Here is a 22,904-nt window from a genome sequence, read left to right on the forward strand (position 1 = left end):
TCTTCCGCGCCGGGCCAACTCCGAAGGGTCGGAAGCAACATCAGGCACGTAAAGATGTGACTCCCATCACCTTGCGTCCTACGGGCGTGGTTCTCCAGTGCCGCAGCACTGTGTATCGCCCAGTGGACACTCAGTTGCGGTGAGCGGCCCCCTCCTGCGTCGAATGGGACCAACCGCAACCTCGAAGGGCCGGCGCGGACGGTTACTGTTGACCCATGTTCAGCACCGCCGTCGACACTGCCCTGGTGGGCGCCATCGTGGTGATCACGATCGCGGTGGTTGCCGCCCTCGGGTTCAAGCTGTCGCGTTCCTACCGCGATCTTGGGTCCGACGCCGACCGCGCCACCTATGCCACGCTGCATACCGCGGCGCTCGCCTCGGAGCACCTTCGGGCCGGGCTGACGCCCACCGGCGCATCGAAGGCCAGCAAGCATCTGCGGAGCCTGCTCCGCTGTGACACCCTGCTGATCACCGACGAGAATGCCGTGCTCGCCTGGGACGGTGGGCGCGAAATGCCCGAACCGGTGATGGAGCTGGTCCAACAAGTCCTGACCAGTGGGCGCACCCAGATCTTCAGGGAAGCACAACTGGGCCCCACGGGCGTCCCCGGCAGCGGGCAGGTGGTCATCTCCCCCATCCGCGTCGACAAGCGGGTGGTCGGCACCGTGGGAGCGTTCGGCCCGCACGTCAACGCCGGCCTGGTGCGCGCCGCCAACGAGGTCGCTGGCTGGGTGGCAACCCAGGTGGAACTCGCCGAACTCGACTCGTCGAGGACCTTGCTGATGGAGGCCGAGGTGCGCGCCCTGCGCGCCCAGATCAGTCCGCATTTCATCTACAACTCCCTCAACGCCATTGCCTCCTTCATCAACACCGACCCGGCACGTGCCCGGGAACTGGTGGTGGAGTTCGCTGATTTCACCAGATACTCGTTCCGGCGACACGGTGATTTCACTACGGTCGCCGAGGAGTTGCAGTCGATTGACCGCTACCTGCTGCTGGAGCGTGCCCGGTTCGGTGAGCGTCTGAAAGTCACCCTGGAGATCGGGCCCGAAGTGCTGAGTACTGTGATCCCGTTTCTGAGCCTCCAACCCCTGGTGGAGAACGCCGTCAGACATGGGCTCGAATCCACTGATGGGTCAGGGCACATCACCATCACCGCCCACGACGCCGGTGCGTACGCCGAGGTGACGATCGAAGACGACGGCGTCGGCATTGAACCCGACTACCTGCGCTCGGTCCTGGCCGGTCACACCGACGGGGTTCATGTGGGCCTCAGGAACGTCGACCAGCGCCTGCGCCAGGTGTACGGCGAGGATCATGGGCTCATGATTGACACCGCAGTCGGCGCTGGCACAATGATCACCCTGCGGATCCCCAAGTCACAGCCGGATCACCAGACATAGCGGTCCCTGACAGGACGAGGAGACGGCCGGGTCACCTCGCACCGCGATGATGCGCGTAATCTGGACCACATGGTCAATGTTGTCATCGCCGACGATGAGCTCCCCGCAGTCGAGGAACTGGCCTTTCTCCTCGCGAAGGATGCAAGGATCGAAACAATCCACCGCGCCTCCAGTGGGGCTGAGGCTCTGCGTGCCCTCGAGACCCACGACGTCGACGCATTGTTCCTCGACATTCACATGCCGGCCCTTTCGGGCCTGGACATCGCCCGGGTAATCTCACGGTTCAGCAGGCCACCTGCGGTGGTCTTCGTCACCGCTGACGAGGACCGCGCGTTGGAGGCCTTCGACCTTCGCGCGGTGGATTACCTCCTCAAGCCGGTGCGGATGGAACGCCTGGCCGAGTCGGTGCGGCGGATCTGCGAACTGATGGAGAGCGGTCAGGATGGGACAGCGGCCCCGCCCGAGGTCATCACCGTTGACCAGGGCGGGATCAGCCGGATGATCAGACGCGATGAGATTCGCTATGTCCAGGCCCAGGGCGACTACGCGCGGCTACACACGGCCGAATCGAGCTACCTGATCCGGATTCCCCTGAACGATCTTGAACGTCAGTGGGCCGACGCCGGTTTCCTGCGGATTCATCGGTCCTATTTGGTGGCGATGAGCCAGGTCCAGCAGGTCAAAATCGGGGCAGGGCGGGCATCCCTGATGGTGGGCGGCGCGGAGCTACCGGTCAGCCGCAGGCATCTACCCGTGGTCCGGGACAAGCTGGAGGCAACCCGTCTCCGACCCCGACAGCAGTGAGGCATCCCCGGTGAATCCCCCTGACGATCCTCCCCAACGCGTCCGGGTCACTGCGCCGCGAAGCACCAGCAGACCGGCGCCCGGGTCCTACCCGGTTGCCCGGGAAATGGCTGAACAGTCCGAGGTCGGTGAACTGTTCGTCCGTTCCCTGATCCGTTCCCAGCTCCGGCTTGCCGTAGTGGTGGCGGCTGGTTTCCTGGTCATCCTGATCGGCATTCCGGTGCTGCTGGCCGTCTTCCCGCAGATCGGGGAGTTGTCCGTTTTCACGGTTCCGGTGCCGTGGCTGCTGCTGGGACTGGGCGTCTACCCGTTGGTCATTAGTTGCGCCGCGCTGTATGTACGGAGCGCTTCCCGCAACGAGATGCGGTTCCGGGACCTGATCGATGAGGGGTAGGTTGTGAACGCCGAGCTGAACCCGGTGGTTGGCTATGTTGCGCTGATCCTGGTCTCCCTGAGCACCGTGTTGATTGGCATCTACGGGCTACGCATCTCCCGCACCACGGGTGATTTCTATGTCGCTTCCCGGACTGTACGGCCGTGGTGGAATGCTTCGGCAATCGGCGGGGAATATCTGTCCGCGGCCAGTTTCCTCGGTGTCGCCGGGCTGATTCTGCTCTCCGGCGTTGACGCCCTGTGGTTTCCGATCGGCTATACCGCGGGATACCTGATGCTGCTTTTGTTTGTTGCCGCTCCCCTGCGACGATCCGGCGCCTATACCATCCCGGACTTCGCTGAAGCCCGGCTCGAATCACTGATGGTCCGGCGGGTGACCAGCCTGCTCGTCGTCGTCGTCGGATGGCTGTACATTGTGCCGCAGCTGCACGGAGCGGCCCTCACCGTTCAGATCACCACCGGGCTGCCCCCGTGGGTGGGGGCGGTGGCGGTGGTGGTGGTGGTCTGCCTCAGCGTGGTCACCGGCGGGATGCGGTCCATCACCTTTGTGCAGGCGTTCCAGTATTGGCTCAAGCTCACCGCCCTGGCAGTGCCGATCGTGTTCATCCTGCTGCGCCTGTCATCGACCGGTAGCCCGATCACTGACGCCGGCGCCGTCTTCGCCGCCGAGTTGAACATTGGCGGTGACGCCTCGCTCTACCGCAATATATCGCTGGTCATTGCCTTGCTGTTCGGCACGCTGGGTCTGCCCCATGTGCTGGTTCGCTTCTACACCAATCCTGACGGTGCGTCGGCTCGCCGGACCACGCTCATTGTGCTGGGTTTACTCTCGGTGTTTTACCTGTTCCCCACCATGTATGGCATCCTCGGCCGGATTTATACGCCCGATCTTGCCGCGGACGGGGCAGCTGACGCCACCGTGTTGCTGCTTCCCAGCCGCATCTTCGACGGGGCCGTGGGTGACCTGCTGTCGGCGCTGGTGACAGCAGGTGCGTTTGCCGCGTTCCTGTCGACGACCAGCGGACTGGTGGTGTCCCTGGCCGGGGTAGTCAGCCAGGAATTCTTCCAGGGCAGTGTGAAGGGATTCAGACGGGCCGCAGTGATCTCGGCGCTCATCCCGTTGTTGTTGGCCCTGGCCACCAACACACTGGCATTGGCAGGCAGCGTGAGCATGGTGTTCGCCTTCACAGCGTCAACCATTTGCCCGCTGCTCCTCCTCGGAATCTGGTGGCGGGGCCTGACCGATGTAGGAGCGGTGGCGGGGATGCTGGCAGGAGCTGTGCTGTGCGGCGGGTCGATTCTTGCCGCCGCGGTGCTCGGCCCGGCGTCGGCTCGCTATGAGTGGCTGCAACAGCCCGCGTTGTGGACGGTGCCAGCGGCGTTTGCCGTGACCATCCTGGTGTCACGGCTTACCCCCCGCCGCACCCCGGGTAGTGTGTCGCGGGTGCTGGCGCGACTGCACACCCCCGAACCAGTACAACGGCAGCAGTAGGCTGCATCAGCCCGCGCTGGCGGGCGAGGACCTGAACTAGTCGATAGCCGCCATCAGTTCGACCACCCGGTCCAGGAAGGCATCAACCTGGGTCTCCTCGTACCCGTCGGCGCCCACAGCTTCTCGGAACACTGACCGTCGCACCACGTCAACGCTCAGCGGAACGTCACTTTCGAAGTAGCCGAGAAGTTCATTGCAGAGGGCGTCGACGTCGTCGACGTTGTAGCTGGCGGCCTTGCGTTTAGTGGGGCGCCTGAACCGTTCGCCCGGGGCCCGGTGCAGCCTGCTCCGCAGCACCGCCGAGGACCGGCCAATCTGCATCAACCACGAGTCCTCGCCCTTCGATTCGATCAGTCGGTCACGTTCCCGCTGGGCAAAAACGTCTTCCAGACGGTCGAGGGCAGCATCCACAGCCCGCGGCTCGTATCCGCCCTTCGCCGGGTCAAACGCCATGGATCGCACGTCGGCGCTGGTCACGGCGCCACCGGCGGAATCCTCCGTGTTGTAGTAGGCTCGCGCCCGGGTCAGGAAGCTATCCACCTGCCGAAGGTTGTACCCATACTCCCGGCGGCCCACGCGCGCAAAGGGAGAGGTGCTCTGTCGAGCTTCGTCCATGGTGTCCTGAATCCTTTGGGTTGACGGCTGCGAGCTAGAGAAATCCCGGTACCAATGTAACTGACAGCAAGAACGCAACCGGGGAGGCGAACACGATGGAGTCGAGCCGGTCCATCATCCCGCCGTGCCCGGGCAAAATGTTGCCCATGTCCTTCACCCCGAGCTCACGCTTAATCATCGATTCCGCAAGGTCGCCGGCGGTCGCCGCGGAGACGGTCGCCACCGCCAGGACGAGGCCGAACCACCAGGGCCGGTCCAGCAGGAACACCGTAGCGAGAACTCCCACCAGTACGGCGCCACCGACTGATCCGGCAAACCCTTCCCACGACTTCTTCGGACTGATCTTGGGCGCCATGGCGTGCTTGCCGAAGAACGCACCGACCAGATAGCCGAAGGTGTCATTGGCAACGACCAGCAAGAGCAGCGTCGCCACCAGCAGCTTGCCTGATGGTTCCTGCAGGAGCAGCATGGCGAAGCTGAGCATGAGGGGCACCCAGAGCACCACGAAAATACCGGCCGTGATGGATCTGGCAGCATCGGGCGCCGGGTCGAAACTCCGCCAGAGCGCCAGGGCTGTTGTGGAAAGAACGACGGCGTAGGCCAGCGCTTCCGGTCCGCCCAAGTAGGCGGCGAACGGAAGAGCGACTGTCGCGACAATAGTGGGCACCAGGGGCAGTCGAATCTGACGCACCTCGAGGGCCCGGGATATTTCCCAAACACCCACCAGCGCGAACGCGGTGGTGATCGCCACGAAAGCTATCGGGAGGTACAGGATTCCGCCCAGTACCGATCCAAGGAGGGCGACGCCGACTGCCGTTGCCGCGGGCAGGTTCCGTCCCGCCCGCGAAGGAGCCTTGGGCGCCCCCGCGCTTCTGGAGGCTGGTCGGCGACGCACCCAGCGTGTGCCCGGCGCACGTTGGGCGCGCCGGCCACTGCTGGCAGCAACAACGCCAACCACGGGCCGACCGGCTTCCGGCGACGTCGCGCGGTCGGGCTCTGTCTCTTCCCCGGCTTGGGGTACGTCTTCACCTGGCACGGAACCTACGTCCCCCTGCGAGACTGGCCGTCCCTCAGTGCTAGCTGAGTGATGGGTGTCGCTCATTAGACCTCAAGCAGCTCGGTTTCCTTGCGCTTGAGCAGCTCGTCAATGATGTCCGTGTGGGACTTGGTCCGCAGATCGAGTTCTTTCTCGCCGCGCGCACCCTCGTCTTCGCCGGCGTCGCCATCCTTGACCGACTTGTCGATACCGTCCTTCGCCTTCCGCCGGATATTGCGGATAGCGATCTTGGCGTCTTCAGCCTTGGTCTTCACCAGCTTCACGTATTCCTTGCGGCGTTCCTCGGTCAGTTCGGGGAGGACCACCCGGATGATGTTGCCATCGTTGGAGGGGTTGGCGCCAAGGTCCGAATCGCGCAGGGCCCTCTCGATATCGTTCAGTGCTGCCCTGTCGAAGGGGGTGATCAGGAGCGTGCGTGCCTCAGGGTTCTGGAATGATGCCAGCTGCTGCAGAGGAGTTGGGGCACCGTAGTAGTTGACCATCACCTTGGAAAACAGCGAGGCGTTTGCACGCCCCGTCCGGATGGTGGCGAAGTCTTCCTTCGCCGCTTCCACAGCCTTGTCCATCTTCTGGGTGGCTTCTAGCAATGTCTCGTCGATCACTGTAACTCCTAAGCTGTGCGTCAGCTGAGCAACAGCCGCGCGTCGTCCGGTTCAGTTTTCAATCCTAGTTCACCTGAGCCACCCCTCCGGGGAAGGCCCAGGACGTGCCTAGGTGGTTACTGTCGTTCCAATCTTTTCCCCAAGGATTGCGCGGGTGACGTTCCCCTCCCCCTCCATACCAAAGACAACCATCGAGAGGTCGTTGTCCTTGCACATGGTCATGGCCGTCTGGTCCATGACGCGGATGTCCTGGCGCAGCGCGTCATCGTAGGACAACGTCTCGAGCTTCTCAGCGGTGGGATCCTTGTGCGGGTCCGCGGTGTAGACACCGTCAACACCGCTTTTGGCCATCAGGACCAGGTCTGCGTGCACTTCAAGCGCTCGCTGGGCCGCCACCGTGTCCGTGGAGAAGTACGGGAGTCCAGCGCCGGCGCCGAAGATGACCACGCGGCCCTTTTCGAGGTGGCGAATAGCGCGGCGCGGGATGTAGGCCTCGGCTACCTGTCCCATCGTGATCGCACTCTGCACTCGGGTTTCGACCCCCGCCTGTTCCAAGAAATCCTGCAGGGCGAGGCAATTCATCACCGTCCCCAGCATCCCCATGTAGTCAGCCCGGGACCGGTCCATGCCGCTTTGCGAGAGTTCGGCGCCACGGAAGAAGTTGCCCCCGCCGACCACGATCGCGACCTCGACCTGGTCGACCGTCGCTGCGATCTGTTTAGCGACGGATCGCACGGTCTCCGGGTCGACACCGAGCTTGCCGCCACCAAAAACTTCGCCGGAGAGCTTGAGGAGCACCCGACGTCGGCGGGTGTCCCCGCCTTGCGTGCCCAAATCAGAGTTATCCATGGTGCCTCCCAGGGCGGTTGTGGGGTTCATTGCTAAAAGAATACGTTGGGGTGCTGGCGGGTTTGGTCCCCAGCAGGAAGGGCGGGCAGGTCACTTGGGCAGGAAAAAGGGGTAGTCACCGTGGCGACCACCCCTTCTCCGCTGTCTTACTCTGTCCTAACGAGCCTAGGCACCGACCCGGAAACGGGCGAATGCGCTCGGCTTAGCGTTGGCTTCAGTCAACACCTGAGCGACTGATTTCTTGGCATCCTTCGCGAACGCCTGGTCCACCAGCACTCCCTCTTTGAAGAATCCGGTGAGGCGACCTTCAACGATCTTGGTCAATGCGGCCTCTGGCTTGCCTTCGGCGCGTGCCGTTTCGTCGGCAATGCGGCGTTCGGTTTCAACGAGCTCCGCTGGTACGTCGTCGCGCACCAGGTACGTCGGCGAGTAGGCAGCAATGTGAACCGCGATGTCGTGAGCGGCTTCCTTGGCTGCGTCGCCTTCGCCCTCGACTGCGAAGAGCACGCCGACCTGTGCGGGAAGATCCTTGGAGGTCTTGTGGAGGTAGGCGTCAACAATGCCACCCTCAATGCGCGCAAGGCGGCGGATTGCTACCTTTTCGCCCAGCAGGGCGCCAGCCTCGATGACGTGCTCGGAGACGGGCTTGCCGTCCACCGTGTACGCGAGGAGGGAATCGACGTCGGCTGCGCCGGATTCAATCGCTGCAGCGAGGACCTTGTTGGAAAATTCAACGAAGGGGCCAGCCTTGGCGACGAAGTCGGTCTCGCAGTTGACCTCGACCATGACGCCGACGTTGCCGTCGACCTTGGCAGCCACCAGGCCTTCAGCGGTTGAGCGGCCTTCGCGCTTGGTTGCGCCCTTCAAGCCCTTGATGCGGATGAGCTCCATGGCCTTGCCGGCATCGCCGTCAGCCTCGTCGAGGGCTTTCTTTACGTCCATCATGCCAGCGCCAGTGCGCTCGCGCAGTGCCTTAATATCGGCGGCGGTGTAGTTCGCCATCTGAACTCCTAGGTATGTTGTGTCTAAGAAGAGCTATGCCTGCAGGCGGTGACGCCTGGGCACATGGAGAAGGGGGCGCGGATTTTCACCCGCACCCCCGAATCCAGTTACTTGCTGTCGTCTGCTACTGGAGCTTCTGCGGCTGCCGGGGCTTCCTCGGCGGCGGGAGCAGCATCGGCTGCTTCTGTTGCTGCTGGGGCTTCCTCGGCTGCTGCCTCTGCAGGCGCAGCGTCGGCTGCTGGTGCGGCTTCCTCGGCTGCTGGTGTGGCGCTATCGCCAAGCAGTTCGCGCTCCCACTCGGCCATTGGCTCGGCTGCTGCTTCGGCGTCATTTCCACCGGAGCGGTTGTGACGGGCGATCAGGCCCTCTGCCACTGCATCCGCTACCACGCGGGTGAGCAGGTGGACGGCGCGGATGGCGTCGTCATTGCCGGGGATCGGGAAGTCAACCTCGTCAGGGTCACAGTTGGTGTCGAGGATCGCAACCACTGGGATACCGAGCTTCTTGGCTTCGTCGATAGCCAGGTGTTCCTTCTTTGTGTCAACGATCCACACAACTGAAGGAGCCTTGGTCAGGTTGCGGATACCACCGAGGTTGGTTTCCAGCTTGGTCAGTTCGCGGCGGAGGAGGAGGAGTTCCTTCTTGGTGTGACCGGAGCCGGCTACATCGTCGAAGTCGATTTCCTCGAGCTCTTTCATGCGCTGGATACGCTTGGACACAGTCTGGAAGTTGGTGAGCATGCCACCGAGCCAGCGCTGGTTGACGTAGGGCTGACCAACACGGGTAGCCTGCTCGGCAATGGCTTCCTGTGCCTGCTTCTTCGTTCCGACGAAGAGGACAGTGCCGCCGTGTGCAACGGTGGCCTTGATGAACTCGTATGCGCGGTCAATGTAAGACAGTGACTGCTGCAGGTCGATGATGTAGATGCCGTTGCGCTCGGTGAAGATGAAGCGCTTCATCTTCGGGTTCCAGCGACGGGTCTGGTGGCCAAAATGTACGCCGCTGTCGAGCAGCTGGCGCATGGTAACGACTGGCATGTCGTTCCTTTCTATCGGCAGGGCGCGTGGCGCGGTTCTGCCTGTTGACGGTTACTAGTGTTCCGTTCGGTTGAACGTCACTCCTGGTACCGGTTGGTTTTCACCCATGGAGTCCATCACCGGAAACTATCCGGACCGTTGGACCCATGCCCTTCGCTATCCGTGAGGTAGCTAAGGTCGAGGTACGCGTAGTCAGATGCAACGGACCGATGTGTGCCAGAAACGGTCTCCGGGCACGCGGCATCGCAGCAAACTGCTATAGCGAGTCTACTACATGGCCGGTGTCGGTCGGGACGGGGAATCGGGGTCCTGGGTGGTCTGGCGAGTGCCGTTACCCACATAAGCGCAGACGGCGACCCGCCCGGGATGAAACCGCAGGACACTTGCTGCATGAGGACAAGATCCTTCCGCCAGCGAGCGGTCACCCTCGGGGTCCTGCTGGTCACAGCGCTGGGCAGCACTGGATCCGCGGCGACCGGGTCAGCAGCTCCGGTGACCACTTACGATCCTCCGTGGGGCTGGCCGCTCACCCCTACCCCGATAGTGCTGAGGCACTTCGATCCGCCCGCGCAGCGATGGCTGCCGGGACACCGGGGGGGCCGATCTGGCTGCTACTGACGGGGCGGTGGTGATCAGTCCAGCGCAAGGCAGGGTGGTCTTCGCCGGGTGGGTTGTCGATCGTCCGGTGGTGACCATCGACCATGGCGGTGGGCTGTTGAGCAGCTTTGAGCCGGTCACCGCCCTCCTCGACCGGGGTGAGGCGGTCGAGGAGGGCCAGCCCCTGGGTACGGTCGCTTCGCTGACGTCAGGGTCACACTGCCGCGAGGGATGCCTGCACTGGGGCGTGCGACTCAACGGCGAGTACGTCAATCCGCTCCATTATGTACTGGACCGCAGGCCGTCAGTCCTGCTGCCGCTGCATGGTCCGTGACGTCTCGCTTCAGTCGCTCGCTACGGGACAGGCGAGAGCACGACTCCGGCCCGGTGATCGTCGGGCAGCCTAGACGAACGCGGCGATGCCCGTAATGGCACGCCCGGTCACCAGGGTGTTGATTTCGTGGGTGCCCTCATAGGAGTACACCGCTTCGGCGTCGGAGAAGATCTTGGCCATTTCATAGTCCGTGACGATACCGTTTCCGCCCAGGAGACTGCGGCCCATGGCGACGGTTTCGCGCATCCGCGCCGTGGTGAAAGCCTTGGCCAGTGCCGACTGCTCATCCTTGGCCTGCCCTTCGTCCTCGAGCTGAGCCAGCCGGACCATCATGCCCAGTGAGCTAACCGTGTTACCCAGCATTTCAACGAGTTGTTGCTGGACCAGCTGGAAGGAGGCTAGCGGCCGCCCAAACTGGTGACGTTCGACCGCATATCGCCGTGCCACATCAAATGCCGCGAGCTGCTGGCCTACCGCTTGCCACGCAACCGAGAGTCGAGTCACCTTCAGTACCTTGTTGGTGTCCTTGAAGCTGTTGGCACCTTTGAGATGGAAGTCATCATGGACCACCAGGTTTTCGAGTGTGATGTCGGCGTTCTCAACGGTGCGCAGCGCAATCTTATTCTCGATCTTGGTGGCGCTATAGCCCTTCAGAGTGGTGTCAACGAGGAAGCCTTTGACCTGGTTGTCGGCGAGGTCACGAGCATAGATGACCACCCAGTCAGAGAATGTGGCGTTGCCAATCCACCGTTTGGCGCCGTTGATGATCCAGCTGTCGCCTTCCCGGCGAGCCGTGGTGCGGGTGCCGCCTGCGACATCGGATCCGCCCAGGGGTTCGGTCAGCCCGAAAGCGCCGATCTTCTTCATCGAGTAGATATCGGGCAGCCAGGCTTCCTGCTGTTCCGGCGAGGCAAGTTCCTCAATTGACCCGGTGAACAACCCGTCGTGGACACCCATGAAGGTGGCAATTGAGGTGTCGGCGCGGGTGAACTCGGCGTGCATCAGCCCGGCGAACAGGTTGGAGTAACCCTGCCGGCGGACCGGGCTCATCACATCCAGTTCGGCAAGTTTGGGAATGAGATCTTTCGGGAAGGTCGAATCGTTCCACCACCCGGTGGCGTGCGGCTTCACCTCGGTCCGCAGGAACTGGCGGATCTCCTCAAGCCGATCCCGTTCCTTCTGGCTCAGGAGCGCCTCAAAAGAGTAGAAGTCGCCGTCGGCATAGGGGAGGTTGTTTACATCGATGACTGGCTTGCTCATGCGGGTGTCCTTTGCGTCGTCCAGCGGTTCTTTCGATCTATGTTACCCATGAGTAACTTCCTTGCCAATCATCTGTTGCGGAGGTCATGTTCCGAGATGGTGGGCGATCGTGGGAATGAGGATGGGCAAGTTGATGCAGAGGTGCAGGAGCATACAAGCGGGTAGATTCCTCGTTTTTGCGTAGAGGACGAAAAGTGCGATCGCCCCGATTCCTTGGGTCCACAGCCATTGCGGACCGAAGAAGACGACGTGGGGTGCCATGAACAGCGGGACGGTGACGAGAAAAGCGATCCATCGGTGCCCAGTCAGCTCAGCCAGACGCTCGATCGGGTAGCCCCGGTACAGGACCTCCTCAAACACCGCTGCTGAGACGATGAGCGCAAGGACAGCTGCAATGGACAGGGAGGTGATGGTCTCGGTCCCCGAATCTGCCGGCGGCGGGAAGAAGGTAAGGACGATCCACTGCCACGCCATATAGATCCCGAACAGGTAGAGAGCCCACTCGACATGCTTCTGCGATGGCTTTCGCAGGCCGATGGAGGCGAATGGGTGGCGACGTTCGATGAAGACCATGTAAGCGACGAGCATGAGAACAGCGAGTGCGTTCCAGAGGATTGATGCTGCGGGACCGGTCAGCCCGGTGTCGACGCCGAAAGCGTCACTCAACCTCGACAGCCACGTCGGCGAGTACGAGAGTGTCAGGCCCACCGGCACAATTACCCACAGCATCCAGGGACGTCGAGTATCAGCGTCTTGAGGTCTAGGTACAGGATCAGCGAATTCAGGGTCCATATTCGTAGAGTATCCACTCTAGAGCGCTTGATCTAGAGCAGGCACTCGAATAAAGCGGTAAACTTCAGGACATGTCTCGTCCCGTTGATCGTGAGAAGTACGAAGCGAAACGCTCGGCTATCCTCAGCGCGGCCTCGATCCAGTTCGCAACGCATGGGTATCAACGCTCGACCACTGCCGGGATCTGTCGCGCAGCTGGTGTCTCCTCGGGCACGTTCTTCCATTACTTCCCGAGCAAGCTCGATGCACTAGTCGCCGTCCTCGATTCAGGCTGTAAGGATCTTCAGGACCGCCTCGCCCAGGCAGAGCAGGACGCACCGGGACTTGCGGCGGTGATGAGCTACACGGACATACTTGAAACGGAAATCGGTGAGAAGTCCTACCCCGTCTTCATCGCCGGTCTCGCAGGTGTCGAGTCAGAAACGTCGGTCGCGGCGGCACTCAACGTGGAAACCCACCTCGTCAGCGACTTTCTCATCAGGAATATCGAAGCGGGTCAACGCCATGGACACGTCCGCGGAGACTTCCCAGCACACGAGCTTGCCCGATGGGTTTCCTGGCTCCTCAATGGTGCAGCTCAAGCAGCCGCAACAGGACCATCACCACAAGAGTCACAAATCCGCCGCGGAGTCCGCACCATCCTCGAATCCCCTCAGTAACCGGCCCGCTCCGAGTGCCTCAAGACCCGGGCAATATCTCACGCGGCGTTGAGGCTACAGGAACAGGACTGAGGATAAAGCTGTATCAAGCGCAGTGACTAACTGGTCAGCATCCCGCGCCCGTCCATCCTCCGATGGCCGAACGGTAGTTGTTTCACTAGTGCAGGTTCTCAGCGCGGCACTCACCTCGTTGACCTGGTCAGGGTACGGGCTAAACCGGTAGTTGCCGTACAGGGTGTCCTCCCATGGCTGCAGTATTGCGCTGATCAGCACAGCCGCCTGAGACCTTCGTTCCATACCGAGCTTCATCAGCACCGAAGACGCCATGTTCTTCACCGTCTTTTCGGACAGGACCATACCCTGGCTGATCTGGAAGTTACTCAGGCCTCTACTTATCCCGTAAGCAGTGCTCTTTTCCTGCCTGGAGAGTCTTGCTAACGCCGTGCCCTGTCGGGCTGCCTCTGCGATCAGTGAGGCTTTGTCCACGGGGCCTTGATGGAACCGTGAACTGTAGGCGGTGTACCCGGCGAGGGCTCTACGGATCAGGCGGAGCTGTTCAACGCCGTCGTCCAGTTTGGACAGACACCCCCACGCCCCGGCAAGGACCGCATCAATCATTGCTGCTTCCTCAGCATCACCGGTCAACAGCACACATCGGATATCCGGGTCCACCGCCCCCACAGCCCGACACACCCCAGCACCCGTCCCATCCGGCACCTCATCATCAAGAATTGCTAAATCAGGGTGTATCGCAGGGATCCGCCGAATCGACTCCCCCGCTGACCCAGACTCACCCACCACGCTCACGCCATCGGACCCCGACAGTTGGCGCATACCCCGCCGGATCACCTCATGATCATCTAGGATGAACACCCCCGAGGAACCTGGCATACCGGCTGGATCCGCTGATCTGTGATCTGAAACGCTGCGAAGGTCATCGGTTATCAAAAATTCATCCGTCCCGGCGATCGAGACCAGAAGCCGCCCGTCATCATGCGAAGACGCCGTCCTCATCCCCCCAGGATGAAGACGAACCGTACTGAAGTCCCCCTCCAGTACAGCACCGGGCCTGTCACGTCCCCTGCAACAAACCCCGGCCACCACACACCCTACGACCAGCCCTCACCCAGTCATAGGGTCCAAAGACCCTAGATACACTGACCCCGTGCAACCGGTTGCTTTATGTGAACGTCGTACCACGCAGTGAGTGCTGGTCGTCCCGCCGCTGGCAACCGCAGTTTGCGCAGCCAGGTCCCGCAGCTCCATGTTCAACAAGGTCGATCGCTGTCTTCTCGAAGTACGCCGGTTCTTCCGAGTTCACCTTCAACGCAGCCCTCACCCCACCTTCAATGAGGAACGGCACGGACACCACAGACCCAATACCTTGCCAACAAAACCGGCGGATACCCGGGCCGCCGCTTCGCCGCCCGCATGTCCGGGACCACAACCGTGAGCTGATCCTGGGCAGCACTCAAACACGGGGCATCGTCGAACCCGTATTGCACTTCATCAGGTCGTTGCGTTCGCTCACCCCTACTCGCCACCGTCACCGGGTGATGGCGGCGCAGCACCGTCATACCGCACAGGACTTCCCCGCCAGATGAGATCCCATCAGCACAGTACGTGGCAAGACCGGCAAGGAAGCCCATGATCGGTGCCATGCTTGGGCCCCTGGCCGAGACCAGCCACGCCCCTGTGATCGGGGTGGAGCATTCGTTCGCATAAGTTCAACGGACGCTTTTGGCGATTGCTAAGGGGCACGCCGACTCGTCAGCGGTGAAGGAACCCCAGACCAGAAGGGGCGCGAATCCGAGGGGTTAGATTGATGACGTGCAGGAGGAGCCGTACGGACCTGATGCCTGAAAAGATTCGAGGGATTGCGTGAGCTGGGAAATTCGCTATCAAAAAACGTCCAAGGTACTTGGAGGCGGGGACCAATAATCCAGAGCCGCGACGCTGCGGCAGCGGCCAAGGGCATCTCAGCTGCCGCGGGAGTTTTTCGATCACCAACCTTTGACATGTTTTGCCGTGGTTACCAGCGACTGATGAACCACATGACGTCACTTAGCGGTTCCAATCTGATGGGCAGTACTCAGAAACTGACTTCCCAGATGGGCCAGGATATACAGCTTGACCTTCACGCCTTGCTGGGCGTCACAATAGTTTTGATCGACGGTGAAAAATCCCAGTGGCCCCACCGCTCCAAGAAGAACGGCCGAGAGTACACGGAACGTTTCACAGGGGCAGTCGAAACGCTCGCTAAACCGAGCGACGACTTTGATCTGTTCCGCGGTATTCGAAACTACGCACAGCATTTCGCCGAGGTTCCATTTACCGTCATTCAGATCTCCGACCAAGGCACCGCCCTAACTCGCGTCGAGCTGCATCTACAAGCTCAAAAGATGAAGGGATATTCGAAGTGGTCCGACAGACAGAAGGCAACCCTTCAAAAAGACGTCCGAGGGCCGGACTTGATAGTCACCCTCCAGGGAACTTATCGGTGCTTGGACTCGATCGACGTCCTCAACCGGGAACTACTTCTCGAACTGTTCGCAAATCACTGCGCAGCTGTCAGGGATGTTACCGAAGCAGCAGCACCAAAAACCGATGAATGGCCTTGGCTGATCGAACTCGATTCATCTGGCGATGCAAAGGGCCACTGGCAGCTAGTAGCTCCTGCAGATCAACTTTTGCTTGAATCCTTGGCTGGGCTCCCAGCCACCCATCCGATCTTATTTCCTCGGGTCGCGAGACCAGGGTTCTGGCTTCAAGGTCCACAGTTGCCATCAAGCAGGCCACATCTACCTCCAGGCACTCTGGCCTTCAGCGATCAAGGCATTGCTGATTGGGCCACGGATATCGTTCAATCCCCGAGCTGGAATTAGATTCACTAGACCGTTGCTACTTGATCACGCCGATAACGTTCTATTTCGTCATACGGACCCGCTGAAGGTTTGCTTGGCGCTTCCCATCGGTACCACCTGCACCGATAACAACCCACCACATCACCCGCTCACCCATGAGAACCGTCAAGTTGGACAAGACCCCCCAAATAGACAGTACCCTTACGATTAGGATCGCTACCGGATGACCGCGGGAACTCTCGCCCCGTTTACCCCTTTGGAGTGGTTGCTTGATGCACTGCCACTTTTCAACCAAACAGGGAACGTTCGTGGAGAGACACCGCACCACCACTACTGAGCTGGCGTATTTCATCAGCGGCAAAGCCCGCTTCCTCTTACTCGACAACGAGGTCCTCTACGTCCGCTGGCAACCCTTCGGCGTCATCGACGCCGAAGATGCCCGCAACGTCGCCGCGTTAGTCCTAAGCTACCTACCGTCGGGGAATAGGCGCGTGCTGTTCGAGTTGTCCGCGACCACAGTCACCCCTGAAGCCCGGCGCATTTTCCGCGAGGCGAAGGGCTTCACGGCCGCAGCCCTCGTCGGTGCCAGCCGTGTCGATGAAGTCACCTGGGCATTCGCTCATAGCTGTCAGCACCCGGTGTCTTTCTTCCTCACCCACGCGGAAGCGCACCGATGGCTCGAAAACCAACGATCCACACAACACGCCTCAGCACCTGGACCCCTGCAGACGGGCGGGGAAGTTTCATCACCCGCAGACGTGACGGTCTTAGGCACCCGTGGAAGCGGAAAGCCAACAGGTGCCGCATCATCGTCGTAGATTTTGGTGCCACCTCGGTAATGGTGTTCAACTCGTTGATTTTCATGACCCGTTCCATTTGAGTGAAGCGTCTGTCGACGAGGCGGAAGTTGCCGAGATAGGTCCCAGCAACCACACGCGGCATGACAGCTAGATCTACATGCCGCGTGTCACCCGGCGGCGTCTCTGAATCCATCGTTTTCGGCCGTCGACCCCGTTTGAACCGGGCTCAACCAGTAGGGTCCGCGTAAGCTTTCCGAATGTCGACGTGCGCGTTCTTCCTCTACACCCGCAGCAACGACGTCGCGTCCTCTCGCCGCTTCTACTCAGATTTGGTGGGACTTGACCAGATCTGGGACGAAGAAGGCGACGTCGCCTACGTAGTCGGAGGCGTTGTCCAGTTCTCCATCACGGACGACCCCACGGCAACCACTGACACGGAGTGGGCCTTCCAACCCGGGTGGGTGTTCGGATTAGACATCGAACCAAAGCCAAGGCATTCGCGTGCGTCTTGGAGCATCCCGCTACCTCCCGAAAAGTTCAGAAACGCCGTCACCCGGTTGCAGGAAGCGGAAACGATCTCCCTCCGCGCTGAGCCCTTCTGGGTCGGCTATTGGAGCTACGTCGTCAAAGACCCTATGGGCCAAACCGTCGAACTCACTGACCCGGTCAGCGAAGGCCCCTGAGGCGACCGATCCACTCGGCATCTCGGTAGCCATCGTTTGCGAACGGTTGTTGGGCGGCGCTTAGGGCGGGCAAAGCGCTCGATATACCACGTGAAGGCCTAAGAGTGATGACCTGAAAATAGACTGAAGGAATGGCTCATCACGTCGCTGTAGGCGCACTCGTCAGCTCAGAGGGTGTTCTCTTGATGCACCGCCGCCAAGAACTTAGCTATTACCCGGATTGCTGGGACTTCCCAGGCGGCCATATTGAGGACGGCGAAAGTCCCACCAGTGCACTCGTCCGCGAGCTGAACGAGGAACTTGGCATCACTGCTGTTGTGACGGGTGAACCTCGACTGCGAATCCTGGAGAACGCTGAGGAAGCCGACGGCCTTATGCTCGATTTATGGGTTGTCTCAAAGTGGAGCGGTATCGCTGCGAACATTGCCACTGATGAGCATGATGATTTGAAATGGGTCTCCGCTGGCGACATCGACGGTCTTCGACTCGCCCATCCTTTATATCTCGACCTACTGAAAGAGCTCGCACCACCAAGATCAAGCTGGCCAACATAACAGGTCGATGAAAACGTAGGCTTCCCGCCTCGGGTCAGTGCCGCGCACGTCCGTAAAACGAATCGCTATCGGGTACGGCTCAAGCTGTGTTTAGGACGCGTTTCGTTTGGTGGAAGGCGATAATTGCCGAGACCAAACCAAGACCGACAACTACCGCCATCAACATGGGAGGGCTAGCTCCGTTAGCGATAAGGGCAAAACCAGCGCTCAGAGCCGTCACCACGCCGGCCCCTAATGCTGCCGTACGTGGGTAGTGCATTGCTGCCCGCGTGTCGAATGTTGCGCGCAGTCGCATCAGGAGGACCGCACCCACTCCGCTGACTAACCCCAATGCGGGACCGACGACCACGCCCACAACAACAAAAATCATCACGAAACCGGCCTCGGGACCCGAACTGCCGTGTTGCTGTTGGAGCAATGCGACATCAACAACGTAGACGACCGATAACCCAACTCCGGCAACGATGCCGACGACAGCGCCGATGACCACACTACGAAGTAGAAGCTTCTTGGCGATGGCGAAGACCACGAGCACGGATTCCGCACTCATGCCTAAACACTACCCACAGCATCGTCGGAGATCAGAGCGACAGATCGCTGACCGGCGAAGTCTGCCGAACGGGCACCTTGGCTCTTGTCCCCGATAATGCGGTCAATAAGCAATCAGATCCGAACGCTGCGTCTCACTCTCCGGTGTCTATCAATCGATCGTTTGCGGTCGTCTAAGTTTGCTAGATGACCCGTATTTTAATCACAGGAATGTCCGGAACAGGAAAAACAACGCTCCTCAACGAACTTGCAAGCCGTGGCTGCCAAACCGTGGATACAGATTATGACGGCTGGACGACTCCGGACGGCACATGGGATGAGCCCAGGATTGAAGATCTCCTAAAAGCAGAGCCAAACATCGTTGTATCGGGGACCGTCAAGAACCAAGCTCGGTTCTATCCGAAATTCGCTGAGATCATCCTGCTCTCCGTTCCAATAGATGTCCTTCTTGACCGCATCGCAAAGAGGACCAACAACCCGTATGGAAAGATCCCTGAACAACTAGCCGAGATTCGTTCGTATGTAATCACCGTCGAACCACTATTGCGGCTCGGAGCGACACAGGAGCTGGACGGCCGGCTACCCAGCAACGTTTTGGCCGACACGGTGCAGTGCCTAGCAAAAGACCTTGCACCCACGTAGTCCATGTCCTGGTCGTTTGCGAACACAACAGGGGCCCTTGATCCACTACGGTCAAAAATCCGTTTGGTGAGGGGTTATAGCCTGAATCTATGAAGCAGAGTTGCGGGGCGATTCAGGGTGCGGGCCGGTATCGCCGCTTTGGTCGAGGCAAGCCTGTGCTGATCTTGAGTAACCCTCAGGCCAACCCTGATTGGTGGGCGGCGGAGATCGTGACGCTACTCGTGGACGCAGGTTTTGAAGCCATAACTTTCGTCCATGAAGGCTCACATTACGAGTCTCAGGGTGTTGTTGAAGATGTTAAGCGATTGATCGATGGGTTAGGGCTGGACGGCGTTCGTCTTCTCGGGTGGTCACAAGGCGCAGTAATTGCACAAGAGACGGCTCTCGCCCACCCTGGCGTCATCCGATCAGCAGTTCTCATCGCGACGTATGGCCGACAGAACTACATGGACAAAGTCCTGCAAGACGCATGGGATGTGCTGGCCGTAGGCGGGGAGGAGCTGGATTCCGTTCGACTTGCGATGGGACTCCTCACAAGCCATCCAGCTGCCCTGCTGGGGTCCGATAACTTCGTCGGTCCTCTAATTAGCGCTCAAGCTGAGTGGGCTTCGAAACGATCCACCTCAGTTGAAGCTCGAACGAGATCTGCCACCTTCATCAGGTCATATCAAGACCGGTTAGATCCGCTCAGCCGAATGACGGTACCTTGCCTTATCGTGGGATTTGGGCAGGACGCCGACACATATCAAGCACGCGCAAAAGAGGTAGCGACTGCTATTCCCGCTAGCCTCTACATCGAATTTCCTGACGCCGGTCATCTGGAACCGGTCATTCATCCAGCGGACGTCATGGCCCCCGTCCTCCAGTTCTTGTTGGATCGTTAGGGGCTTTCGGAATACCACGAGCCGGGTCTCTCGGCTCTACATGTCCGCAAATCATCGTTCTACTATGGCCCGATCTCAGCTCTAGAACCCCGGCACAAATACCATTGAACGATGGCAATCAACTTTGACGTGCGTCCTGCTGAACCCAAGGACGTCCCGAGGATGGCGAAAGTTCACGTGGACACCTGGCGCGAAACCTACCGGGAATTGATGACCAGTGCTGTGCTGGACGATCCCGCTCTTCTAAGTTGGCGGGAAAAATTCTGGACCGCAGCCCTCACCGATCCGAAATACGCCCAGAACACCGCCGCCGTCGCTTCACATGAAGGTGCCGTAATAGGAATTGCAATGTCGGGCCCATCTCTTGACGACCCCGATGAGCCGCAGCAGTTGTACCTTCTCTACGTATACGCCGCGTTCCATGGTTCGGGGGTAGGTGCAGCGCTCCTCGATGCAGTCATCGACCGCACTGCGCCTGTTGCGCTCTGGGTCGCCGATCCTAACCCGCGAGCACAAGCCTTCTACAGGAAGCATGAGTTCGTTACCGACGGGGCAGTAAGATTGGAAGACGATGTGAGGTCGGTTCGGATGACCCGACATGATCTAGCAGCAAAGACCCATTAGGGATCGTTACCGGCCCTCGACCAGGTCCGACTGAACCGCTCTGGGTTTGATGGAGACTCGCGTTATTTGATTTCCACCAGTTGATTGATGGTGGTTTTGCCAGCATAGAACGCCTGCTCGAATTCTGCGGGCGGAATGTCACCGAGGTAGCCATGCAGACGTTCGGTGTTGTGCCAGTGAACCCATCCCAGAGTCGCTAGCTCGAGGTCCTCAACCGTCTTCCACGGACCAGATCGCGCGGGGCCGCGGACGAGTTCGGTCTTGAAATAGCCATTCACAGTCTCGGCCAGCGCGTTATCGTAACTGTCGCCGACGGTCCCGATCGACGGTGTCGCACCAATCTCGGCAAGACGTTCACCGTAGCGAATCGACGTGAATTGACTGCCCGCATCGCTGTGACAGCGCAAGTCACCGTGATGGGCGCCGCGGCCCCACCGAGCCATCTCGATCGCGTCGAGGACCATCTCCGTGCGCATGTGCGAAGCGCACCGCCACCCGACGATCATCCGACTGAACACGTCAATGATGAAGCAGACATACGCAACACCCGCCCACGTCGGAACGAAGGTCAGGTCAGTCACCTAAGAGCCGGTTCAGGGCCACCGCGGTGAACTCCCGGTTCACCAGATCCGGGTGCCTCCTCCCGGCAGGATCCGGTCTCGTCGTCTTCACACGCTTCGAACGCCTCGCACCCTCGATACCGGCAGCGCGCATCAGCCTGCCAGTCTGATCGCGGCCAATGTCGATCCCGGCGCGACGGGCTGCTTTCCAGAGTTTGCGGACCCCGTAGACACGATAGTTGTCTTCCCACAGGGTGATCAGATCCGAGGTGAGGACCGCGTCGCTGACAGCTCGCGCCGACGGTGCGCGGTTCTTCGCGGCGTAGTAGGTGCTCGGAGCCACCTGCAGCAGCGTACACATGGGCTCGACTCTTCAGCCGGCGTCCCTCAACGACGTCGTCCTTGTTCGCGTCGATGAACGAGACTATTTCCGATGTTGGCGGTCGAGCTCCGCCCCGAAGAAACTCGCGGCGCGCTTGAGGATTTCATTCGCCCTCCGCAGTTCACGGTTTTCCTGCTCAAGCTCACGCACCCGCCTGGCCTCCGAGGTACTCACCCCGGGGCTCTGGCCATCATCAACATCTGCCTGCCGCACCCACGCCCGTAAAGATTCAGTCCCGTATCCCAGCTGCGACGCTACCCGATGCACCGTTCCGTGCTCGGTACCCAGCTCCGCCCGCAAGGTCCGCACCATCCGCACCGCTGCGGCTTTCTCCTCCGGCGAATACCGACGTGCCGTCGACTTCCCAGATCCCTGACTCTTTGCCATGACTCTATTCTCGTTTCCAAGATCAGGAGTCTCCAACAAACCCAGGGCGGTTCACACCGACACATCGGCCGATAGGAGGAGAACGAAGATCGTTCTTTGGGCTGAAGTGATTCAACAGTGTGTTTACTAGCGTTAGTGGTTGGAAGAGGCAACTTTTAGTTTGGGATCCTGGCATGGAGCTGGAAGGAGTTCAGGATGAATACTTTTCGCCTTGTTCTTCCGAAACCCAGCCGCATGGAATATCGAAAGCCTGCCGCACTGAGCTGGAACAGTTTTGACAGATCATGTTGCTAGGAACAGGTCGTTTCGGCTTCAAGTTAGGCTGAAAGGATATTGAGACAGCTTAGAAGCAGCTTTGCTAAGCAACTTTGGGGGAACATGGATTCGGCACCGCAAGACCAAAACTGGCATCTTGAGTCCGAAGGGCTGTTGGCTGGCTATGATGGCACAGCGGTCTGCGGGGAATTCAACGTCGAGCTGCATTCGGGATCTGCGCTAGCGCTGGCCGGGGCTAATGGAAGCGGTAAGTCCACGCTCTTGCGGACACTCAGTGGCCGCCAGAAGCCGGTCAAAGGACGGGTTCGTATGGATCAAGCCCCGATCGATGAGCGCAGCCTAAACTATCGGCTTCGGGTTGCCGCTGTCTTCGACGACGATGCCTTCTTCCCTTCCTTAACAGTCAATGAGCATCTACTAATGATCGCTCTGGGCCACGGGCGAGTGGACGCTGCCGCGGCTGTCGATAGCGAACTCCACTTCTTTGGACTGACCAATCACGCTGAAGCTTTTCCTCACTCTCTTTCATCCGGACAACGACGCCGGTTGTTACTTGCTTCGGCTTTCGTACGACCGTTTTCCTTCCTGGTCCTTGACGAACCGGAGCAGCGGCTCGACCAAACGATGCGGCATCGTCTGGCCGAACGGATGGTCAGGAGCACCGCGGCCGGAGCAAGAATTCTGATGGCCACCCACGATCCGTTGCTACTTTCTGCAGCGGCTGACCGTTGCGCCCTCCTGGATGGCGACGAGGTAGCCTTCGTGGCGCCTGGTCACGCGGCCGAAACGATTTCCAGGTGAAC

Annotated in this window: 25 protein-coding genes and 1 pseudogene; 15 read left to right on the top strand and 11 right to left on the bottom strand. The window is 60.3% G+C overall.

What is annotated here, in order from left to right; genetic code table 11:
* Positions 1 to 215: 215 nt before the first annotated feature.
* From ABD059_RS09705 to ABD059_RS09720, 4 genes are all read left to right on the top strand, one after another.
* Positions 216 to 1,403, top strand: coding sequence for a sensor histidine kinase (locus ABD059_RS09705; protein ID WP_343879489.1), 1,188 nt, complete (start codon positions 216 to 218; stop codon positions 1,401 to 1,403).
* A gap of 69 nt (positions 1,404 to 1,472) precedes the next feature.
* Positions 1,473 to 2,207, top strand: coding sequence for a LytR/AlgR family response regulator transcription factor (locus ABD059_RS09710; RefSeq protein WP_343879491.1), 735 nt, complete (start codon positions 1,473 to 1,475; stop codon positions 2,205 to 2,207).
* 10 nt (positions 2,208 to 2,217) lie between these two features.
* Positions 2,218 to 2,601 (top strand): DUF485 domain-containing protein, encoded by a 384-nt coding sequence (locus ABD059_RS09715; protein WP_343879493.1) that lies wholly within the window; start codon positions 2,218 to 2,220, stop codon positions 2,599 to 2,601.
* A 15-nt stretch (positions 2,602 to 2,616) separates the two neighbouring features.
* A complete protein-coding gene (locus ABD059_RS09720; protein ID WP_343879555.1) occupies positions 2,617 to 4,092 on the top strand; it encodes a sodium/solute symporter in 1,476 nt (491 codons plus the stop codon).
* A 36-nt stretch (positions 4,093 to 4,128) separates the two neighbouring features.
* Here the strand turns inward: ABD059_RS09720 and ABD059_RS09725 are convergent, their stop codons facing one another.
* The 6 genes from ABD059_RS09725 to rpsB all read right to left on the bottom strand — a co-directional run bounded on the left by ABD059_RS09725 (position 4,129) and on the right by rpsB (position 9,254).
* A complete protein-coding gene (locus tag ABD059_RS09725; protein WP_343879495.1) occupies positions 4,129 to 4,707 on the bottom strand; it encodes a DivIVA domain-containing protein in 579 nt (192 codons plus the stop codon).
* A gap of 34 nt (positions 4,708 to 4,741) precedes the next feature.
* Positions 4,742 to 5,665, bottom strand: a complete 924-nt coding sequence (locus tag ABD059_RS09730; protein WP_377959655.1) for a phosphatidate cytidylyltransferase — start codon at positions 5,663 to 5,665, stop codon at positions 4,742 to 4,744.
* 143 nt (positions 5,666 to 5,808) lie between these two features.
* Entirely contained in the window at positions 5,809 to 6,366 is a 558-nt protein-coding gene (gene frr, locus ABD059_RS09735; RefSeq protein WP_343879497.1) for a ribosome recycling factor, read from the bottom strand.
* Positions 6,367 to 6,474: 108 nt separating this feature from the next.
* Positions 6,475 to 7,215 carry a UMP kinase gene (pyrH, locus tag ABD059_RS09740; protein ID WP_343879559.1) on the bottom strand — a complete coding sequence of 247 codons (741 nt, stop codon included), beginning with the start codon at positions 7,213 to 7,215 and terminating at the stop codon, positions 6,475 to 6,477.
* A 165-nt stretch (positions 7,216 to 7,380) separates the two neighbouring features.
* Positions 7,381 to 8,217, bottom strand: coding sequence for a translation elongation factor Ts (gene tsf / locus ABD059_RS09745; protein WP_343879499.1), 837 nt, complete (start codon positions 8,215 to 8,217; stop codon positions 7,381 to 7,383).
* Positions 8,218 to 8,324: 107 nt separating this feature from the next.
* Positions 8,325 to 9,254 (bottom strand): 30S ribosomal protein S2, encoded by a 930-nt coding sequence (gene rpsB / locus ABD059_RS09750; protein ID WP_343879501.1) that lies wholly within the window; start codon positions 9,252 to 9,254, stop codon positions 8,325 to 8,327.
* 390 nt (positions 9,255 to 9,644) lie between these two features.
* Between rpsB and ABD059_RS09755 the strand changes: the two genes are divergently transcribed.
* Both ABD059_RS09755 and ABD059_RS09760 read left to right on the top strand, forming a co-directional pair.
* A complete protein-coding gene (locus tag ABD059_RS09755; RefSeq protein ID WP_343879503.1) occupies positions 9,645 to 9,872 on the top strand; it encodes a hypothetical protein in 228 nt (75 codons plus the stop codon).
* A 7-nt stretch (positions 9,873 to 9,879) separates the two neighbouring features.
* Positions 9,880 to 10,185, top strand: a complete 306-nt coding sequence (locus ABD059_RS09760) for a peptidoglycan DD-metalloendopeptidase family protein (protein WP_343879505.1) — start codon at positions 9,880 to 9,882, stop codon at positions 10,183 to 10,185.
* Positions 10,186 to 10,254: 69 nt separating this feature from the next.
* On the opposite strand, the gene ABD059_RS09765 is transcribed toward ABD059_RS09760, so the two are convergent.
* Both ABD059_RS09765 and ABD059_RS09770 read right to left on the bottom strand, forming a co-directional pair.
* On the bottom strand, positions 10,255 to 11,445 hold the full coding sequence (locus ABD059_RS09765; protein ID WP_343879507.1) for an acyl-CoA dehydrogenase family protein: 1,191 nt from the start codon (positions 11,443 to 11,445) through the stop codon (positions 10,255 to 10,257).
* An 84-nt stretch (positions 11,446 to 11,529) separates the two neighbouring features.
* The gene (locus ABD059_RS09770) at positions 11,530 to 12,237 is read right to left on the bottom strand and encodes a CPBP family intramembrane glutamic endopeptidase (RefSeq protein ID WP_343879509.1); all 708 of its coding nucleotides are present in this window, start codon (positions 12,235 to 12,237) and stop codon (positions 11,530 to 11,532) included.
* A gap of 71 nt (positions 12,238 to 12,308) precedes the next feature.
* On the opposite strand from ABD059_RS09770, the gene ABD059_RS09775 reads away from it, so the two are divergent.
* Entirely contained in the window at positions 12,309 to 12,896 is a 588-nt protein-coding gene (locus ABD059_RS09775; protein WP_343879511.1) for a TetR/AcrR family transcriptional regulator, read from the top strand.
* A 54-nt stretch (positions 12,897 to 12,950) separates the two neighbouring features.
* On the opposite strand, the gene ABD059_RS09780 is transcribed toward ABD059_RS09775, so the two are convergent.
* On the bottom strand, positions 12,951 to 13,910 hold the full coding sequence (locus ABD059_RS09780; RefSeq protein ID WP_343879513.1) for a response regulator: 960 nt from the start codon (positions 13,908 to 13,910) through the stop codon (positions 12,951 to 12,953).
* 1,031 nt (positions 13,911 to 14,941) lie between these two features.
* Here ABD059_RS09780 and ABD059_RS09785 point away from each other — a divergent pair.
* From ABD059_RS09785 to ABD059_RS09800, 4 genes are all read left to right on the top strand, one after another.
* Positions 14,942 to 15,781, top strand: coding sequence for a hypothetical protein (locus ABD059_RS09785; RefSeq protein WP_343879515.1), 840 nt, complete (start codon positions 14,942 to 14,944; stop codon positions 15,779 to 15,781).
* Positions 15,782 to 16,068: 287 nt separating this feature from the next.
* Positions 16,069 to 16,578 (top strand): DUF7793 family protein, encoded by a 510-nt coding sequence (locus ABD059_RS09790; RefSeq protein ID WP_343879517.1) that lies wholly within the window; start codon positions 16,069 to 16,071, stop codon positions 16,576 to 16,578.
* 239 nt (positions 16,579 to 16,817) lie between these two features.
* Positions 16,818 to 17,243 carry a VOC family protein gene (locus ABD059_RS09795; RefSeq protein ID WP_343879519.1) on the top strand — a complete coding sequence of 142 codons (426 nt, stop codon included), beginning with the start codon at positions 16,818 to 16,820 and terminating at the stop codon, positions 17,241 to 17,243.
* 131 nt (positions 17,244 to 17,374) lie between these two features.
* Positions 17,375 to 17,797 carry an NUDIX domain-containing protein gene (locus tag ABD059_RS09800; protein ID WP_343879521.1) on the top strand — a complete coding sequence of 141 codons (423 nt, stop codon included), beginning with the start codon at positions 17,375 to 17,377 and terminating at the stop codon, positions 17,795 to 17,797.
* A 79-nt stretch (positions 17,798 to 17,876) separates the two neighbouring features.
* On the opposite strand, the gene ABD059_RS09805 is transcribed toward ABD059_RS09800, so the two are convergent.
* Positions 17,877 to 18,347, bottom strand: coding sequence for a hypothetical protein (locus ABD059_RS09805; protein ID WP_343879524.1), 471 nt, complete (start codon positions 18,345 to 18,347; stop codon positions 17,877 to 17,879).
* Positions 18,348 to 18,532: 185 nt separating this feature from the next.
* Between ABD059_RS09805 and ABD059_RS09810 the strand changes: the two genes are divergently transcribed.
* The 3 genes from ABD059_RS09810 to ABD059_RS09820 all read left to right on the top strand — a co-directional run bounded on the left by ABD059_RS09810 (position 18,533) and on the right by ABD059_RS09820 (position 20,496).
* Positions 18,533 to 18,988: an AAA family ATPase gene (locus ABD059_RS09810; RefSeq protein ID WP_343879526.1), complete on the top strand. Its 456-nt coding sequence runs from the start codon at positions 18,533 to 18,535 to the stop codon at positions 18,986 to 18,988.
* Between the two features lie 89 nt (positions 18,989 to 19,077).
* Entirely contained in the window at positions 19,078 to 19,872 is a 795-nt protein-coding gene (locus tag ABD059_RS09815; protein WP_343879528.1) for an alpha/beta fold hydrolase, read from the top strand.
* A 111-nt stretch (positions 19,873 to 19,983) separates the two neighbouring features.
* Positions 19,984 to 20,496: a GNAT family N-acetyltransferase gene (locus ABD059_RS09820; RefSeq protein ID WP_343879530.1), complete on the top strand. Its 513-nt coding sequence runs from the start codon at positions 19,984 to 19,986 to the stop codon at positions 20,494 to 20,496.
* A gap of 62 nt (positions 20,497 to 20,558) precedes the next feature.
* Here the strand turns inward: ABD059_RS09820 and ABD059_RS09825 are convergent.
* Positions 20,559 to 21,825 (bottom strand): annotated as a pseudogene (locus tag ABD059_RS09825) (IS3 family transposase).
* A gap of 378 nt (positions 21,826 to 22,203) precedes the next feature.
* On the opposite strand from ABD059_RS09825, the gene ABD059_RS09830 reads away from it, so the two are divergent.
* Positions 22,204 to 22,902: an ABC transporter ATP-binding protein gene (locus ABD059_RS09830; protein ID WP_343879532.1), complete on the top strand. Its 699-nt coding sequence runs from the start codon at positions 22,204 to 22,206 to the stop codon at positions 22,900 to 22,902.
* Positions 22,903 to 22,904 lie beyond the last annotated feature (2 nt).

It is taken from the genome of Arthrobacter flavus (assembly GCF_039526005.1).
In the GTDB taxonomy this organism is placed as follows: Bacteria; Actinomycetota; Actinomycetes; order Actinomycetales; family Micrococcaceae; genus Arthrobacter_D; species Arthrobacter_D flavus.